14 protein-coding genes are annotated in these 16,776 nt (G+C 43.5%); all 14 read right to left on the reverse strand.

The window, feature by feature from the left end:
• Window positions 1-189: 189 nt before the first annotated feature.
• The 14 genes from metG to E5260_RS13475 all read right to left on the reverse strand — a co-directional run bounded on the left by metG (window position 190) and on the right by E5260_RS13475 (window position 16,709).
• Window positions 190-2,241: a methionine--tRNA ligase gene (gene metG, locus E5260_RS13410; protein WP_003643823.1), complete on the reverse strand. Its 2,052-nt coding sequence runs from the start codon at window positions 2,239-2,241 to the stop codon at window positions 190-192.
• A 321-nt stretch (window positions 2,242-2,562) separates the two neighbouring features.
• Window positions 2,563-2,952, reverse strand: coding sequence for an NUDIX hydrolase (locus tag E5260_RS13415; RefSeq protein WP_024971611.1), 390 nt, complete (start codon window positions 2,950-2,952; stop codon window positions 2,563-2,565).
• Between the two features lie 596 nt (window positions 2,953-3,548).
• Window positions 3,549-4,391: a DUF72 domain-containing protein gene (locus E5260_RS13420; RefSeq protein WP_003642012.1), complete on the reverse strand. Its 843-nt coding sequence runs from the start codon at window positions 4,389-4,391 to the stop codon at window positions 3,549-3,551.
• On the reverse strand, window positions 4,391-5,095 hold the full coding sequence (locus tag E5260_RS13425) for an NAD-dependent protein deacylase (RefSeq protein ID WP_003642011.1): 705 nt from the start codon (window positions 5,093-5,095) through the stop codon (window positions 4,391-4,393). Before E5260_RS13425 ends, E5260_RS13420 begins: the two co-directional genes overlap by 1 nt.
• A gap of 21 nt (window positions 5,096-5,116) precedes the next feature.
• Window positions 5,117-6,076: a hypothetical protein gene (locus E5260_RS13430; RefSeq protein ID WP_003642010.1), complete on the reverse strand. Its 960-nt coding sequence runs from the start codon at window positions 6,074-6,076 to the stop codon at window positions 5,117-5,119.
• The gene (locus tag E5260_RS13435; RefSeq protein WP_003642009.1) at window positions 6,069-7,343 is read right to left on the reverse strand and encodes a hydroxymethylglutaryl-CoA reductase, degradative; all 1,275 of its coding nucleotides are present in this window, start codon (window positions 7,341-7,343) and stop codon (window positions 6,069-6,071) included. The genes E5260_RS13430 and E5260_RS13435 overlap by 8 nt, the downstream gene beginning before the upstream one ends.
• A gap of 45 nt (window positions 7,344-7,388) precedes the next feature.
• Window positions 7,389-8,306, reverse strand: a complete 918-nt coding sequence (locus tag E5260_RS13440) for a Ppx/GppA family phosphatase (RefSeq protein WP_003642008.1) — start codon at window positions 8,304-8,306, stop codon at window positions 7,389-7,391.
• Window positions 8,307-8,474: 168 nt separating this feature from the next.
• Window positions 8,475-9,269, reverse strand: coding sequence for a hypothetical protein (locus E5260_RS13445; RefSeq protein ID WP_003643820.1), 795 nt, complete (start codon window positions 9,267-9,269; stop codon window positions 8,475-8,477).
• A 4-nt stretch (window positions 9,270-9,273) separates the two neighbouring features.
• Window positions 9,274-10,389 (reverse strand): hypothetical protein, encoded by a 1,116-nt coding sequence (locus E5260_RS13450; protein ID WP_003643819.1) that lies wholly within the window; start codon window positions 10,387-10,389, stop codon window positions 9,274-9,276.
• A gap of 471 nt (window positions 10,390-10,860) precedes the next feature.
• Window positions 10,861-11,874, reverse strand: a complete 1,014-nt coding sequence (locus tag E5260_RS13455; RefSeq protein ID WP_003643818.1) for a tRNA dihydrouridine synthase — start codon at window positions 11,872-11,874, stop codon at window positions 10,861-10,863.
• A gap of 112 nt (window positions 11,875-11,986) precedes the next feature.
• Window positions 11,987-12,733, reverse strand: coding sequence for a MurR/RpiR family transcriptional regulator (locus tag E5260_RS13460; RefSeq protein WP_003642004.1), 747 nt, complete (start codon window positions 12,731-12,733; stop codon window positions 11,987-11,989).
• Window positions 12,734-12,882: 149 nt separating this feature from the next.
• Entirely contained in the window at window positions 12,883-13,779 is an 897-nt protein-coding gene (locus E5260_RS13465; RefSeq protein WP_003642003.1) for an ROK family protein, read from the reverse strand.
• Window positions 13,780-13,899: 120 nt separating this feature from the next.
• The gene (locus E5260_RS13470) at window positions 13,900-15,336 is read right to left on the reverse strand and encodes a 6-phospho-beta-glucosidase (RefSeq protein WP_003642002.1); all 1,437 of its coding nucleotides are present in this window, start codon (window positions 15,334-15,336) and stop codon (window positions 13,900-13,902) included.
• A gap of 17 nt (window positions 15,337-15,353) precedes the next feature.
• Window positions 15,354-16,709, reverse strand: coding sequence for a PTS sugar transporter subunit IIC (locus E5260_RS13475; RefSeq protein ID WP_003643816.1), 1,356 nt, complete (start codon window positions 16,707-16,709; stop codon window positions 15,354-15,356).
• Window positions 16,710-16,776 lie beyond the last annotated feature (67 nt).

Raw genomic sequence — 16,776 nt, forward strand, 5'->3', positions numbered from 1 at the left:
CTTTTCCATCTACGGAGACGCATACGAGAATCTGTTCATATTTCATATGTTCTCACCTCATTTCTTGTTCGTACTACTGTACGGGAGATTAACCCATTTGTCAAAAACAACTAAAATAACAATTGAATTACAAATCAAAAATCGAGCTCACTAGTCAGTGCGCCCGATTTTTTATTCAACATTTAGTTTTTACGAAATCAATGATCCGTTTACCATATTATCTGGTACCGTAATTAATTGCACCTGACCGTCGTGTTCTGCTGACAGTAACATGCCTTGGCTCATTTCACCACGAAGCTTCCGTGGCTTTAAGTTACCAACGATGATAACCTTCTTGCCAATCAGTTCTTCCGGTTCTGGATACCACTTAGCAATACCTGAAAGGATTTGGCGATGATCAGCATCTCCTGCATCTAAACGGAATTGTAGGAGTTTGTCAGCCCCTTTCAATTTCTGCACCGTAATGACTTCAGCAACTTTCAATTCGACCTTGTCAAAATCATCAATGGTAATTGCTGGTTTAGTGAGGTTCAAATTAGTCTCAGCTGGGTTCCAGCCTTGTTCGACTTCAGCTTCATGTTTCGCGTTTTCCATGGCTTTACGCCCCTTCTGTTTGTCGGATTTCGTCATCTTACCCTTCAAGAATTCAACTTCGGCATCCATATCGACCCGTGGGAAGATTGGGGTTCCCTTAGCAACGACTTGTGCGCCAGCCGGCAAATCAGCCAGTTGTAAGTCGGCAATTGCTAAAGTTGCTGGGTCCAACCCTAATTGGGTAAAGATTTCCTTAGGTGCATGCGTCATGACCGGACTGATCAAACTAGCAATCACCCGCAAACTAGCTGCTAAATGGGCCATCACACTGGCTAACTTATCAGCATCATTCGCATCGTCACTCTTAGCTAATTGCCAAGGTGCCGTTTCATCAATATACTTGTTCGTCCGACTGACCAACTTCCACACTTCAGCCAGCGCATCCGATAAATGCAGGCTGTCCATGCAAGCGTTGAAGTTCTTAATAGTCGTGGCAGCTGTGGCTTCTAAGTCAGCGTCAAATTCAGTCACACCGGCTTTGAATGCTGGTAATTGACCATCTTCATATTTATTGATCATCGCAATGGTCCGGTTCAGCAAGTTTCCCAAGTCATTAGCCAAGTCATAGTTAACCCGCGCCACAAAGTCCTCTGGTGTGAATAAACCATCGTTACCATAAGGCATGGCTTTAACTAAATAATAACGAAGCGCATCCAAGCCGTAACGTTCAACCAATGTTTCAGGATAAATCACGTTACCCTTAGACTTGGACATTTTGCCGTCCTTCATCAATAACCAACCATGACCAAAGACCTTCTTAGGTAATGGTAACCCGAGTGCATGCAAAATAATTGGCCAGTAAATCGTATGGAAGCGCACGATTTCTTTACCAACCATTTGAACATCGGCAGGCCAGAACTTGTTAAACAAGTCTTCGGAGTCGCCGGTTGCGTAACCCAGTGCCGTAATATAGTTTGTCAGGGCATCAATCCACACGTAAACGACGTGCTTAGGATCACTCTTGACAGGGACACCCCAAGTAAAGCTCGTCCGAGAAACGGCCAAGTCTTCCAGACCTGGTTTAATAAAATTATTGATCATTTCGGTCATCCGATTAGCTGGTTCAATAAAGTCAGGATGACTTTGATAATAATCTAACAACCAATCTGCGTACTTACTCATCTTAAAGAAGTAGGACTGTTCTTTAACAAGTTCGACTTCATGACCACTGGGCGCCTTACCACCAATAACCTTGCCGTTATCATCACGGAAAACTTCAGCCAGCTGCGTTTCAGTGAAGTATTCTTCGTCATCAACGGAGTACCAGCCTTCGTACTCACCTAAGTAGATGTCACCATTTTTAAGTAACCGATCGAAAATTTCTTGGACTGCGCGTTCATGATAATCATCGGTGGTCCGAATAAACTTGTCATTAGAGATTTCTAGCAATTGCCATAAATCCTTGATTTGTTTTGCCATCCCATCAACGTATGACTTCGGATCAGTGTTCAATTTTTCTGCTTTTTCTTCAATTTTGAGGCCGTGTTCATCCGTCCCGGTTAAGAAGTAAACATCGTAACCCATCGCACGTTTGTAACGTGCTAAAGTATCGCACGCAATTGTCGTGTATGAATTACCGATGTGCAACTTCCCCGAAGGATAGTAGATCGGCGTCGTAATATAATAAGTTGGTTTTGTTTCTGCCATGACGTAAATTCCCTTCAAACTGGTTTATGATTAACTCGTTAAGCATGTCTTTGATTAAAATCCATGAACAAATCACACGCGTCCAAACAACACGTCTTGGTCTAAAATAACATGTTGCTGGGCCAATGTGTAGAATCTCTTATATTGTATCATATTTCCTGTGTTTATTAAGAAACACTAACAAAAGAGTTCTCCACACGCAAAGATCGTGGCAGACTAGTCAACTGTGCACCATGCTTCAAATGGCCCAACCAACCACCACAAAATAACCGATTAAAATCACGAGTTGATTTTAACCGGTCATTTATTGGTAATCTATTATTATTCAACAACCCACGAATATCGGGCCAGCGCTTCACGAACGACTTCCGCGATCCGGCTATCGTCCGGCCGACACCACTTATAATCATAAACTTCCGAGTCGACTTTGAGCGCGCCACTCCCCGCAACTAAAAAACAATTTAACTCGACTATTTTTCCCGGTTGATTATAGGCCACACCACGGTGGGTGAAGGCCCACTTAAACCGATCTGGCGACACAACTAATGACAACTCTTCTTTTAATTCTCGCTGCAGAGTCTGTGTTAGCGTCTCTCCCACACCAACCTTGCCACCAGGAAAATAATAGGCTGTGTTTTTTGATTCCCGTGTTAATAAGACTTTTCCATCAGCGCAGAAAACCCCATTTGCGCAAATAATATCCGGTTGCATACCCAATCCGCCCCAATCTATATTGTTATGACCTAACATTCGATTCTCAACAACACTTCAACCTGCCATAACTATCTGCAACTCACATAGTGGCAGGCAACTACTTAGTTGCTTGAACTGAAGTCAGTGTATCTTAATCACGCACTTTTCTCAATCACCCTAATTCACCTAAGAATCATGAATTAAGGTACTTATAACTGCCTAGTTTTAAGGCAGTCCCAAGCCATCGTATCCACGACCAACGAGATAATTATTACCAAAACTAAACAGGAATTTACATAAACTACTTCTTGACTTTACACTAACTTTACTTCCAAATGATGTATCCCAACCGTTCGCTTTCAAATCAGATGGCTAAGGCCATATTGATTAACTAAGGTGTAAGTGCAAAAAAATGTAGCGGCAGCTCACATTATTGAATGTCCGAACTACCGCTACATTTTTAGTTGTCATGATTCATCAATTAAAGAATATTCAACCGTACGACCAAATTTCAACGGTTCACGGTCATAGTGACTGTATTGAGCCAACATAGTAATTCAACTGATAACTCGTTCAATTAAGCAAAGTATCACATCAATCACTCATAAATCATTTTAAAACAAGTCCAGTTGATGCGGTCCTAAATCACCAAACGAAACGCCTAGCAACTCTTTGAGTGCCATCGCGTTATCGGCCGCGTCACCACCAGAATTATTATTAAAGATGACGCAAACCTCGTCCGCCTGCTGTTGTAACTGTTCCACCGTTTGCTTGAATTCAGCTAGTTCTTGATCACTATACCGATATAAAGTCCGTTGGCTACGCCAGTTAGCGCCCTTGGCTGACCAGCCCTGCTGGTTACGACCATGTAAGCGTAAGAGTGCCAATTTCGAATTCGTTACGACCGGCTCGAAACTAACGCCATCATTTAAAGCGTGCGGCTCATCGACAATCACATGGGTAATCCCCAGATCCTTCAGAAAACTAAAGACCGCATCTTTGACACTCTCCTCGTACCAACTCTGGTTACGAAATTCGACTGCGATTGGAACACCGGGTAACCACTCGACCATCCGTTGTAGGTAATGGAAGTTGCGGTTCGACCGTTCAAAAAACGGCGGAAATTGGAAGAGCACCGCTTTTAATTGCTGGTGCTGCGTTAACGGTTTGAGCATCGCACGGTATTCCCGATAAGCTGTCTTTAGCGCATCCATCGAGACCCCTTCGTCATAAGTATCATGCAGCGTCATCACCTGATTTGCTTTCAAAATAAACTGAAACTTATCAGGGACGGCCTTTTGCCACTTCGCGACCGTCGTCACTTTCGGAATACCATAGAATGGCGTGTCCACTTCGACGACTGGTAGGACTCCCGAATATTCAGTTAAGGTCAGCTTTTCAGTACCACCCAGTAAACTAGGGTGTTCCGTCCAAGTTGTTAAGCCAATTGTTATCATCAGACCTGCACCCCCTCGAAGAAGTCGACCGCATCTTGTTGCACCATCGTAAATGCAAATGGCAACTGGAGCGGTTCCGCATTGATTGCAAGCACTTGAGCCTTCGGATTACGATAGTCAATTAGGCCGGCGAACGGGTACACCCGAAACGAGGTCCCACAAATAACGACTAGGTCAGCCTGCTGTAAATATTGAACTGCCCGTTCGATATTGGCACTCGCAATCCCCTCGTCGTACAACACCACGTTAGGCCGTAAGTAGCCATGGTCTGTCTGATGGTAAGGAGACTTCAAATACTCATGCCAATCGACATGCTGACCACACTTGGTGCAGTAGACCTGATAGAGATTACCGTGAAATTCAACGAGCTGAGCCGTTTTAGCCACCCCATATAAATTATCAATATTTTGTGTAATCACACTGGCCCGCCCTTGCCGAGTCAGTGCCGCCATCTTTTGATGAATCACATTCGGTTGGGCGTCTGGATAATATAAATTTGATTGTAAATATTGATAAAATTCCAGCGGATGCTCCGCCAAAAACGCGTGGCTTAAATAATACTCCGCGTTATGGTGTTCGGTATACAGTCCATTTTTAGACCGGTAATCAGGAATTCCCGAGGGCGTCGAAACGCCGGCCCCCGTCATAAAAACGATATGCTGAGCTTGTTGTAAAGTTGTTTGTGCTGCTGTAATGTCACTCATTCTGACATCTCCCTGCTTAGCTTACCGTAACGTATAGGGTAGATTCATTTCTTGGAATAATTCTTTGACCGTCTTATCGTACACCTCTTTGAAAAAGGCATCGCTCTTCTTTTGCGCCGGTGCTGGTAGGACAAACGCATTCTGACGGTCACTCTTATATAACCCAATGTACGCTCGGGTATGTTTATTTTTATCTAATAGATCTGAATGGTAAACGTCAAATAACTGCCGGACTTCCAGCCGCTCTTGCCGTTCACTGAGCACACTCTGAACGGTCACAAATTCCGTTCCGTGTAGGACTGGTAAATGCCAAGCCGTCATCTGATCATCAAAAGCCTTGAACAGCTTTACTACGGCACGCCGCATCGCGAACGGGGTGTCAACTGGCTTCTGACTGATTACGGCGTATAGCTTCTGTGCAGCCGGCCAAGCTTGTGGATAGGCCGTTGTCACCTTTTGCAAATCATCAGCTGGTAATTCACCATTAAAGAAAACGAGTAGGTCAGTCAATGTTAATAACCGTAACGTCATCATCGCATCCGCCTTGCCCGCAGGTTCCGGTTCGATTGTGGCCGCCACACCTTGCATGTATAGCGTTTCAATTTGCTCATCGATTAAGTTATGTTCCCGTTGTTTGCGTACGACCAAGACGTGGCTCACCATGTCATAAAGTTCCATAGCGATTGCCATCAATTGTTCGTCCAGTTGTTGATCACGCGTGGTTAAATTAAAGGTAATCTGTGGAAAGCCTTGTAATAACAATAATAGATGTAATAATTCATGTGACGCTGTGTAATTAGGAGCCGTAATATCGCTAACCCGAACGGTCAGGTCACCATCATCTAACACTTGTTGTGCTTGATCATGGCGGACGTAACCCGCTTTTGTGTCACCAAAACGAACACTAATATTGCCCGGATATAACGAATTGGCGGTACTTAATAAATCTGTAACAGTTTGGTTCAATTTAATTTCAGTCATCAGTCTCTTCCTTTGTTTGCCGCAATTCCGCAATGAGTTGTTGCGTGGTTGCGAGGTCTTGTTGAGATGCTAATTCAAGTCGTTGTAAGATAACGGGGAGTTCCTCAGGAGTCGCTCCCGCTGCCATCGCGAGCGATTTCAACTGTAGGTGCATATGGCCCTGCTGGATACCAGTCGTGACCAAGGCGCGTAAAGCGGCTAGATTTTGGGCTAACCCGATGGCAACCATAATTCTTTCCAAATCACCCGCTGTTTGAATACCTAATATTCGTTGATTCAACTGGGCTAACTCGTTAATTTTGATTGAACCGCCCACAATGCCAACCGGTAGTGGCAATTCCAGTTCACCATGCAGCATCCGACCATCACTGGTCCAGGTACTCATGCCACGATATTGACCGTCCTTAACAGCATAGGCGTGTGCCCCACTCTCCAAAGCGCGCCAGTCGTTGCCACTAGCAATAGCGACAGCATCAATACCGTTCATGATACCTTTATTATGAGTCGTGGCCCGGTACGGATCAAGCTGAGCGACCGTACTGGCCGACGCAATCTTCTGGGCAACTAGTTTGCCGGCATACCGCCCAGCCTGTAATAATCCGACCGGAATGTCACAAATGGCCTTGACTAAGCTCGCCGTTGCATAATTCGATAGAATACTCATTAAAGCGTCCTGCTTCGTCATCACACCGATGGACTTTGCCACGGCTTCCAACATACTATTGAGCATATTGGCCCCCATAGCAGCCTGCACATCAACGAATAGGTCAATTGATAAATAGCCTTGTCCGAGAACACGCGTACGTAGGCGCCGAGCGCCACCACCTCGTTTTTTTAAACTGGGATGGGCCGCATCAGCTACTTTTAATAATGCTGCAGCGTGGGCTTCAATCACGGCAGCGGTTGCAGCCGGATCAGACAACTGCTCCAGAACGATTTGACCAATCATTTCACGTTGATTAAGGACGGTCGTGAAGCCCCCTGCACGCTTGACAATTTTAGCGCCATTACTTGCTGCCGCAATAACAGAAGGTTCCTCAGTAACCATTGGAACAATGTGATCCACGCCATCGACGACTAAGTTGACAGCCAACCCCATCGGTAATGGGTAATCCGTCAAATAATTCTCAATAATTTCATGATGTTGTGGTAAATAATATTGTTTAAATAACGCCTGTTCAGCTGGCGTTAAATGAGCCTGTTGCGCCACGATGGCAGTGCGTTCCGCCCAATTTTTTTGATAAAAGTGCCGAAAATCAGCTGTCATATTCTCATTCCTATTCTCTCCATTCGACTCATCTACCGAACCGACCTATTGATTGAGGTGTTCTGAAATAATTCCCTCACGAACACCACTTTCAGAAAAGATCACCCGATCACTATCCAACATCTGTAATAACGTCACTAGCGGTAACATTCCACCAACAATAATGTCCGCACGATCATATTCCATTCCTGAAATTTCCTGGCGACCTTTTTTCGACCGTGACAGTAAGTCCAAAAACGTGTGGAACACCGTCTCTGTCTTCAGACGATACCCGTGAATATCTTCAACTTTTAACTTTTGTTGCCGGCGCCGATTAATGCGGGCTAAGGTTCGGTTGGCACCACCCAATAGAATGATTGGGAAGTGCACTGCTTCTGATAACCACCAAATATCTGCCAGTCGGTTACGTAGGAACATCTGCGCCCGAAATAGACTCGCAGACGGCACTAAGTCGTCGAGACCGAATTGTTCCGATAATGTCACCGCGCCAAATGGAATGCTGATCAGTTGCTGTTTGCGGCCATTTTTGACCAAGATCAGTTCACAACTTGCGCCACCCGTGTCTAAGATTAGGCAATCATGGATGACCAATGAATTGGCAACCCCAAGATAATCGTAATAGGCCTCATCGTCACCAGATAAGACTCGTAAATCGAGCCCCACTTCTTGCTTGACTTGATTGAGAAATTCAGCCTGATTTTGTGCCATCCGAACTGCAGCTGTGGTGATGCCAATAACATCCGTATTGGGCATTTTTTCATAAAGTCGGCGAAAATTGAGTAACGCCTTGATTGTTCGCTCAATTGCGGCGGGCTGGAGTACGTGTGCCGTTCCCATTCCTTCCGACAAACGCGTATCTTCCTTAACACGCTTGATTTCTTGAGCAGTGCCGTTAGCATGCAACCGACTGACCGCCATCCGCGCCGAATTGGACCCTAAATCCACAATCGCTAAGTTTCTCATAACACCACGCTCACTTTTCGTTTATAAAATATTAGTTAGGTTTATTCTAACATTTATGATGTAACACTGTGACTTCTAGGGCCGGATTGCACACCAAAAAATATCAAAAAGCCCAAAATGAACGACGCTAGTGTTTTGACTAGGGCCGTTCATTTTGGGTTCATTAGACTAGCTAGTTGGCAGTAACGATCGGAGAACTCGAACAACTTCGTCCCGGTTTAAGTCAAAATCGGGATCTGATTTAAATCGTTTTTTGAATATTTGCTCGGGCTCTGCTTCAACCAGCTGAATAAAACTTTTTAAATCATTCTGACAAGTCCTTGGTACGACCTTTGAGTCGAACGTTTGATTCTCAATAATCAAATCACACAACCGGCAGACATCCTTATAATGTTTGTTCTTATTAGCACGATGACGTAATTTATCACCATTTGCTAACCGTTGCCGAATATCAAGATGAGCTTTGGCTTTAAAGTAGATCAATCCGGGTACGCTTAAGATAGAAACATGGCCAATCTTTTGCTGGCATTGCTTCAACAAGCTATAGTAATCATCATTTAATACAATCGCCGACAAACTAGGGCCCGTTGCAAAATGTAACGGCATTGTCTCTGTCGGTAATCTAAGTTCATAGCGCAATGGTATCTTTGAAAACAATTCAATCTGTTGGGGGACGCCCGTGACCGCAAGTGCAGGATCTAACGCAAACCGGTAATACACTTTCTTCTTATTCACATCACCCCCTATCTCAGCACACAAGTAGCCATATTTCTCGATAAAGTCATCAAACTTTTGTGAAAAGCCCAGTTGACTATTTTCAAATATGACGACCATATCGTAATCCTGGGTCGCTCTAAAATCCTGATGATCTTGCGCTAACCAAATTGCGGCAGCATTGCCACCAATAATAACGTAACAATCTTCATAGCCTTCGAAAAAGTCAAAGAACTTGTGAAATAGCATCACCTTATGCTCCGTTCCAAATTTGATCAACCAATTCTTCGGCTTCGCCTTGAGTCCGCTCGTCCATATCATTTCTAAATAGTACGTATAAATGAAAGGGATCCAACACATTCTTAGGATAATTGGCAATTAGTCTAAACAATGTGTTAAAACCGCTGAGCTGATACTTTGAAACTTGCACCTCACAAGCGACTTTCCGCTCATCGGTATCTGCGTCAACCGTTGTCCTCAAGGTTTGCCGTCGAGAACGGTCCATAATAACTGTCTGTTGCTTCCGATTATCACTGATCATCGTCACTTTAGATAAACCAGTAAGGCCGGAATAAAGAAAATTCTTACTAGCTGATTCAACTGATGCTTTCGCCAACTGCACCAAGTCAACAGATTGAACTGGCGACACTAAGAATGGCGCTATCTGATCAAAAAAACGGCGGCTATCTAACTCGCAAGTATAGACGCGCTCCTTAGTCTCGCCGATTGACTTCAGCCAACCATGTGCAACTAACGGTTTAACCGCTCGACTAAAGGTAACTCGATTATTGATGCTAACTTGCTTGCCAATCGTTGATGCAAAGCATTGTCCGCTTTTGATCAAGAAACGGTCATCAGTCGTTCTGAAGGCTGCTAACTCGGGACATACTTTGGCCTTCTCTGGATGACGTTCAAAAATCAACTGTGCTAATACGATGGTTAATGCTAGTCGTTGTGCCGCGGAGGCTAAAGGATTGCCCGCTATTCCAGGTGAGTCATTCACGGCTTCAGGTAATAACCGTGTCCCCATAAACGGCAAAAACATTTCACCATCTGATGTCATAAATGGCATTCTGTTTTTCAAATATTCGTGACGCTCATTGGCGGAAAGCTGAGGAAAAATAAACACCAATGGGTCTCGATTTACCTGACTAACTCGTGCATAGAGCCCTAGTGGCCGCAAATCGCGCTGACCACCATAAGACATAAAAAGGACCGGCTTATCAAGGATTGTCCCCTGCACAACCACCGTATTATTTTGATCCGAACGACTCAACGACAATGTCGACGTTGAAACCGATTCGCCAATAGTTACCGGGATACCCGTACTTTGACTAATATGTTCTAGTTGGTTAACAAGCTTTATCACATTCTTCGCCCCCTCCATTCAAATGATTGTAACATGTTTTCTTCGATTGTAACGCAGTAATGTTACAATCGTTTTAAATGATGTTACAATCATCCTAATTAGCTGAGCTACAAGCAAAAATTAACACTATCACGTGACCGAAACTTGTTATTGAGCACCTCCTCATTAATCAGATAGACACGGCAATCGTCCGTAATTACTCCGCTAGTCATTGCCATCAGTCATTATTTACGTCAATTGACGCCTGTTCCACTTAAAAGTGACTAAGTTTTTTTCTAAAAAAACGTCGAATTGAACAGCTGTTGGACCAACTCCTAACAAGGGCCTAAATTTGAATACAATTGTCATACCCCTTTAGATACAAAAACATCCCAACATTAGCACTCACTGCCGATATCGAGATGTTTCTATATAATAAGATTGAAGTTTATTAACGTATTACTGCCTTAATCAACCTGTCTGCTGCTGACACTAACTGTGATTGGTCACCCGCATTTTGGCTTGATAAGCCGCTAAAATTTTGCGTACATCATCCGTTGACTTGGCATCCATCATCGTGTTACGCAGGTCAGTAGCGCCTAGTTCTGGGCGCGCATAGATTTTAAAGAACCGTTTTAAGGACGGAAAACGTGGCACGTCATAACGGGTGGCAAAGTCATCGAACAAGTCGAGCTGCATGTTCAGTAAACCCAATAGTTCATGCAAATCATGCGATTGGGGCTGGGACTCAAACGCAAACGGATTCGCGAACACTCCCCGACCAATCATGATACCATCTAATCCAGGATGTGCTTTGGCTAACGCCACCCCGGCCTGATAATCAGCCACGTCACCATTAATCTGGAGTAACGTTTCCGGGGCGATCGCATCACGCATTTTAATCAAGTCATCGATAACTTCAAAGTGTGCGGGTACCTTACTCATTTCCTGTTTGGTCCGCAAGTGAACGGTCAAGACTGCCACATGTTGCGATAACAACGTTGCAATCCAGTCATGATATTCAGCAACTTTACTGTAACCTAAGCGCGTCTTCGCACTAACGGCCAGTCCCGACGTCTTTGCAGCCGCAATCACGTCTTCAGCCCACTGCGGATTGCGAATCAAATCGCTGCCACCATGATTTTTGATGACCGTCCCATCCGGGCAGCCCATATTGATATCAACTGCTTTAAAGCCCCGGTCACGAAGTTCAGCTGTAGCCGAAGCAAAGTCAGCCGCTTCGTTACCCCACAGTTGAACGACCGGTTTTTGCGACTCAGCTGCCGCCACGTACAAACGACCATGCACCGGAAACTTCGTATTCGGGTTCGTAATACTCTTAGCATAGACGAATTCACTAAAAAACGTATCTGGAGCAGCGGCATGGCTAATGACTTGCCGAAAAACAGTATTACTAACGGCTTCCATCGGGGCCATCGTAAAAAATGGTCGCCCGTCTGCCTTGGCTTGGGCCGCAATTTGCGACCAGAATGGTGTTGCTGTCACGTTCTCATACTCCCTTATCACTAGTTTAACTTTTGGATTGAATGCTTTTAATTTTAGCATTGATATGCCTGCTTTGCAGGAATGACGTTTGCTGGCTAAATAAATTAAAAGTTTACTCAAACCGGTGTTGGACGACTTCTTGATGACGAAGTTCCCGTAACAGTGCCTCAATAATGTAAAGGCATGGCACTTGACTAGTTAAGTCATAATATTGATGAATACGCTCCTCAGTCGCCCGATACGTTAACGCATATCGACTCATTCGAGCAATCGTACTCTCAAGATTACTCGTAATACTAATAATATTGACTTCAGGATTATTCACAAAGTCATTAAGCATTTCAACCAACTCAGACGTCTGACCGGAGACTGACACTGCCACCAAAACGTTATTACTAGTATTACGTAATTGTGGTAATAGTGGATAGAAAGGATCCTTGACGACATAACTATTAAATCCTAATGATGACGTTTGACGTGAAGCATACTCGCCCAACGCCGCTGATGCTCCGATACCAACAAACACGATATTATCCGCATTGACCATCAACTGAGCTGCCAGTCGAATAATCTTAGTAATATCTGCAGGAAAGGCACTCGGTTGAACAAACTGAATACCTGGAGCATCCGGCTTTTGAATGGGCGTTTCACTGCGTAGCGATACTTTAAATTCTGGAAAACTATCATACCCAATTTTACGAATAAAGCGCATGACTGACGAATTAGAAACGTGCGCACCCCGCGCTAACTCACGGACTCGCATATACGGGATTTGCTCATCATGCTCCACAATAAATCGATAAATTGCTAAATCTACTCCAGATAACTTATCGATATCCTTATAGCCAAAGAATGCCACGGTTAGCCACCACCCTATCTAATAATCTATTCACTAGATTACCATAAATGCGTAACCGCTTCTAAAAAACATCTAGCATTCAAGCTTTTTCATTTTTTAAATTAAAATACGTGTCACCCTATTTTAATAAACCAGTTTGATCCGCCTTTTTAACCACGCTTAATCAACTGATACACTGCCCCAATCATCCCAGCATCATTCCGCAATTTAGCTGGTACTACTGATGCCAAAGTCAAATGATTAATACTATTATGATTAGCCTGTAAGTCTGCAATCGTTGCATTCAAATCAGTCATAAAGGTCGTGTTCGCACTAATGCCACCACCAATTACGACTAATTCGGGATCAAAAGCAACCATTAAATTAATGATTCCTTTAGCCAAACTGTAATAGTAGCTATGAAAGACATGTTGTGCCAGCACTTCTCCCGCATCTGCTCGGTCAAAAATCTCGCGCGCGTCAGTAACCGGCATCGCACTAAACTGATTATAACGTCGTATGAGACCGATAACTGTTGCACCCCGGAAATTAAGGGTTCCCATTTCAGTATCAATCTCATCATCGTCAACAACCATCCAACCAAATTCGCCTGAACGCGCGTGTGCACCCCGATAAATCTGATTATTGATAACCAGTGCCCCACCGACCCCGGTTCCAAGAACCAAGCTTAAATAATTAGGCACATTCTGAGCTACTCCCAGCCATTGCTCAGCAATAGCCGCTGCGTTGGCATCATTTTCAATAATGACCGGTAACTGCGTCTGTGCATGTAACTCAGCTTGCAAGTTAATTTTTTCAAACGCCGTGACCGCACCTGCCGTCGTCAAGAAGCCGTCACTTTGAACAACTCCCGGCATGCTAACTCCAATACCAGCAACTTGTCCATCTGCTTGTAGTCCTTGAATCATCGCAACTAAATCGGCCATAATGTCTACCTTTGCTGTGGCAGTCGGTCGTGTTACTTTACGACTAATATGTCCATGAGCATCAACTAGGCCGCACTTGATTGAAGTACCACCAATATCAATTCCAATATACATTGTCATTTAACAGTCCTCCTAAACGCCCAATGGCCAGCTATCAAAGCTGGCCATTGACAACTATTTCAAACATCATTAATTAAGCACTAGTCAATAATTAATGACCATCGTCATACCCAAATCGCACTACTCAATTTCGGCACCATTTGTCGCAATCACATGTTGAAACCAAGTAAATGAATCCTTTTTATAACGTTTTAGACTACCTGAACCATCATCGTTCTCATCAACATAGATAAACCCATAGCGTTTGGACATTTGACCAGTACTAGCCGCAACTAAATCAATGCACCCCCATGGCGTATACCCAATTAAATCAACCCCATCTTCCAGAACTGCCAGCTTAATTTGTCGTAAATGATCCGTTAAATAGTCAATCCGATAATCGTCATGTATCTGGTTATCTGCCGTCTTCTTATCAATTGCGCCTAAACCGTTTTCCACGATAAACAGTGGCAAATGGTAACGATCCGTGAACCAATTCATAGCATAGCGTAACCCAACGGGATCAACTTGCCAGCCCCAATCACTAGCCTTAACATATGGATTTTTAACTAAATCATGTTCTTCATTATAAGCTAGCTTTCCTGTGTCCTTCACAGTAAACGACATGTAATAGCTAAATCCAATATAATCTACCGTTCCAGCTTGCAAGATTTTCAAATCTTCTGCCGTAATGTCCAAGTTAAAATGCTCCGACTCAAAACGATTACGCAACCATTGTGGGTAAGTGCCATTGCAATGAACATCGGCAAAATAAAATCGGGTTTGCATCGCTCGTTGCGCAAATAAGACGTCTGCTGGTGCTGCTGTAAGCGGATAGATCGGACACATCGCAATCATACAACCGATTTGAAAATCTGGATTAATCTGATGGCCTAACTGTACCGCCGCGGCACTCGCCACCAGTTCATAGTGAGCCGCCTGATACATCCAGCGTTCACGGTTTTCTCCTGGTTGATGAATGATTCCAGAATCTGTTAACATGGCACCGTCTGATTCAAAATTAGTTTGATTGTTGATTTCATTAAAAGTCATCCAGTACGTTACTTTATCTCGATAACGTTCAAAACATACTTTTGCAAAGTTTAAATAGAATTGAATAAGCTTACGATTACGCCACCCACCGTATTGCTTAACTAAGTGATATGGCATTTCAAAGTGTGCTAGTGTCACTACTGGTTGAATCCCATTTTTAAGGCATTCATCAAATAAATCATCATAAAATTGTAATCCAGCTTCATTCGGTTCGCTTTCATCACCATTGGGGAAGATCCGCGTCCAGGCAATCGATGTTCGAAAACACTTAAACCCCATTTCAGCAAACAATTCAATATCTTCGGGATAACGATGATAAAAATCAATTGCCTGATGATTAGGATAATACTTGCCAGCCACTACTCCGTCCGTAATTTCACGAGGGCGCTCATTCGTCCCTAATGTCATAATATCTGCCGTACTGAGACCCTTGCCGCCCTCTTTATAACCACCTTCGAGTTGATGTGCAGCCACTGCGCCACCCCATAAGAACCCTTCTGGAAACGCTCGTCCTTTAATCGTCATGTTAAACTCCTTTTAAACTATGCTTTAACCGTTTCTGTCGTCGTATCCGTATCTTGTTTAGATTGACTATCTGCAGCCATCATCTTATTGGCAGCGAGTACAAATGGCATGTACGTCAACACGGAAATTCCCAAACAAACAAATCCAATAATCAGGCCAAGCCAATTGCCACCAGTCCCCAAGAACGGCATCAGTGGTCCCGGTGTTGTCCATGTCAATCCAAAAGCCGGCGTCGGTATCCAGTTAAAAATAACTGTCACTGTATAGCCAACCAAGATATTGATCACTGGTGTTAGAACGAATGGAATCGCCATAATTGGATTCAAAACAATTGGTAAACCGAACATTAGCGGTTCGTTAATATTGAAGAGGCCGGGCACTAATGCCAATTTAGCAATCTCACGATAATCTTTACGCCTTGAGACGAGGAAGATAGCAATAATCAAGCCAAGTGTCATCCCACTACCACCCATATTGGCGAAGACATCATTCAACACACTCCAGGTTGCACGGTTGGGCACACCCCAAGCTGTACCATGAGCGTTAATAAACGTTTGGTTTTTCAAATCAGCTTCAGTAAAAATAATTGATCGTAACGCGTTCAACGTGTTTGGACCATGGATACCGACAAGCCACAAAAGATTTTGAACAATAGCAATAATGATAACGCCAAATAAGTTGACCCCAATGTGGGTTAATGGTGTTTGAATTGATTTATAAATAATATCATTGATTCCTTGTGGTGAAATTAGTGATAACCCATAGTTCAACATAGAAAACAGCATAATCATAATAACGATAGGAATTAAGCCATTGAAAGACCGTGCAACTGCCGGCGGAACCATCTCAGGCATTTTGATTTGCATTTTCTTAATGCGCGTTAGCCGTGGTAAAAATTCTCCAACTAAGCCACCTACTATCATTGCAACAAACAGCCCTTGTGCACCTAAATAAGTCGTTGGCAAATAGGTTACACCGTCTTTGATAATTGATGGTGAGTATAAAATCATGAAGCAGGCAATCCCCGTCATCCCTACTAACATGTCATCAGCTTTAAAATATTTGGCCAAATTCCGTGCCACCAGATACGCAATAAAAATCGATAAAATATTCATCGTTCCGTTAGTTACTGAGGTTAATAACTTTTGGGCATTTTCCAAGTGTGGAAAAAATTTGGGTAAAAATAAGATTTGTGCAATAAACCCCGTTTTTGAAAAAACTAAGTTATTAATTAAAATAACTAACGATGCAGCCATTGTAATTGGGAATGTGTACATAAAAGCATCACGGATTGCCGCGACATGTCGCTGTTCATTCAACTTGACTGCAAATGGTACAATGTGTTTTTCCATAAACACGTTAAAACCGTTCATCATAAGTTGTTCCTCCCTTTGATTTAACTTACAAAAGCTAGTATAAGTGAACTACATGCGTTTTAAA

It is taken from the genome of Lactiplantibacillus plantarum (assembly GCF_014131735.1).
GTDB lineage: Bacteria > Bacillota > Bacilli > Lactobacillales > Lactobacillaceae > Lactiplantibacillus > Lactiplantibacillus plantarum.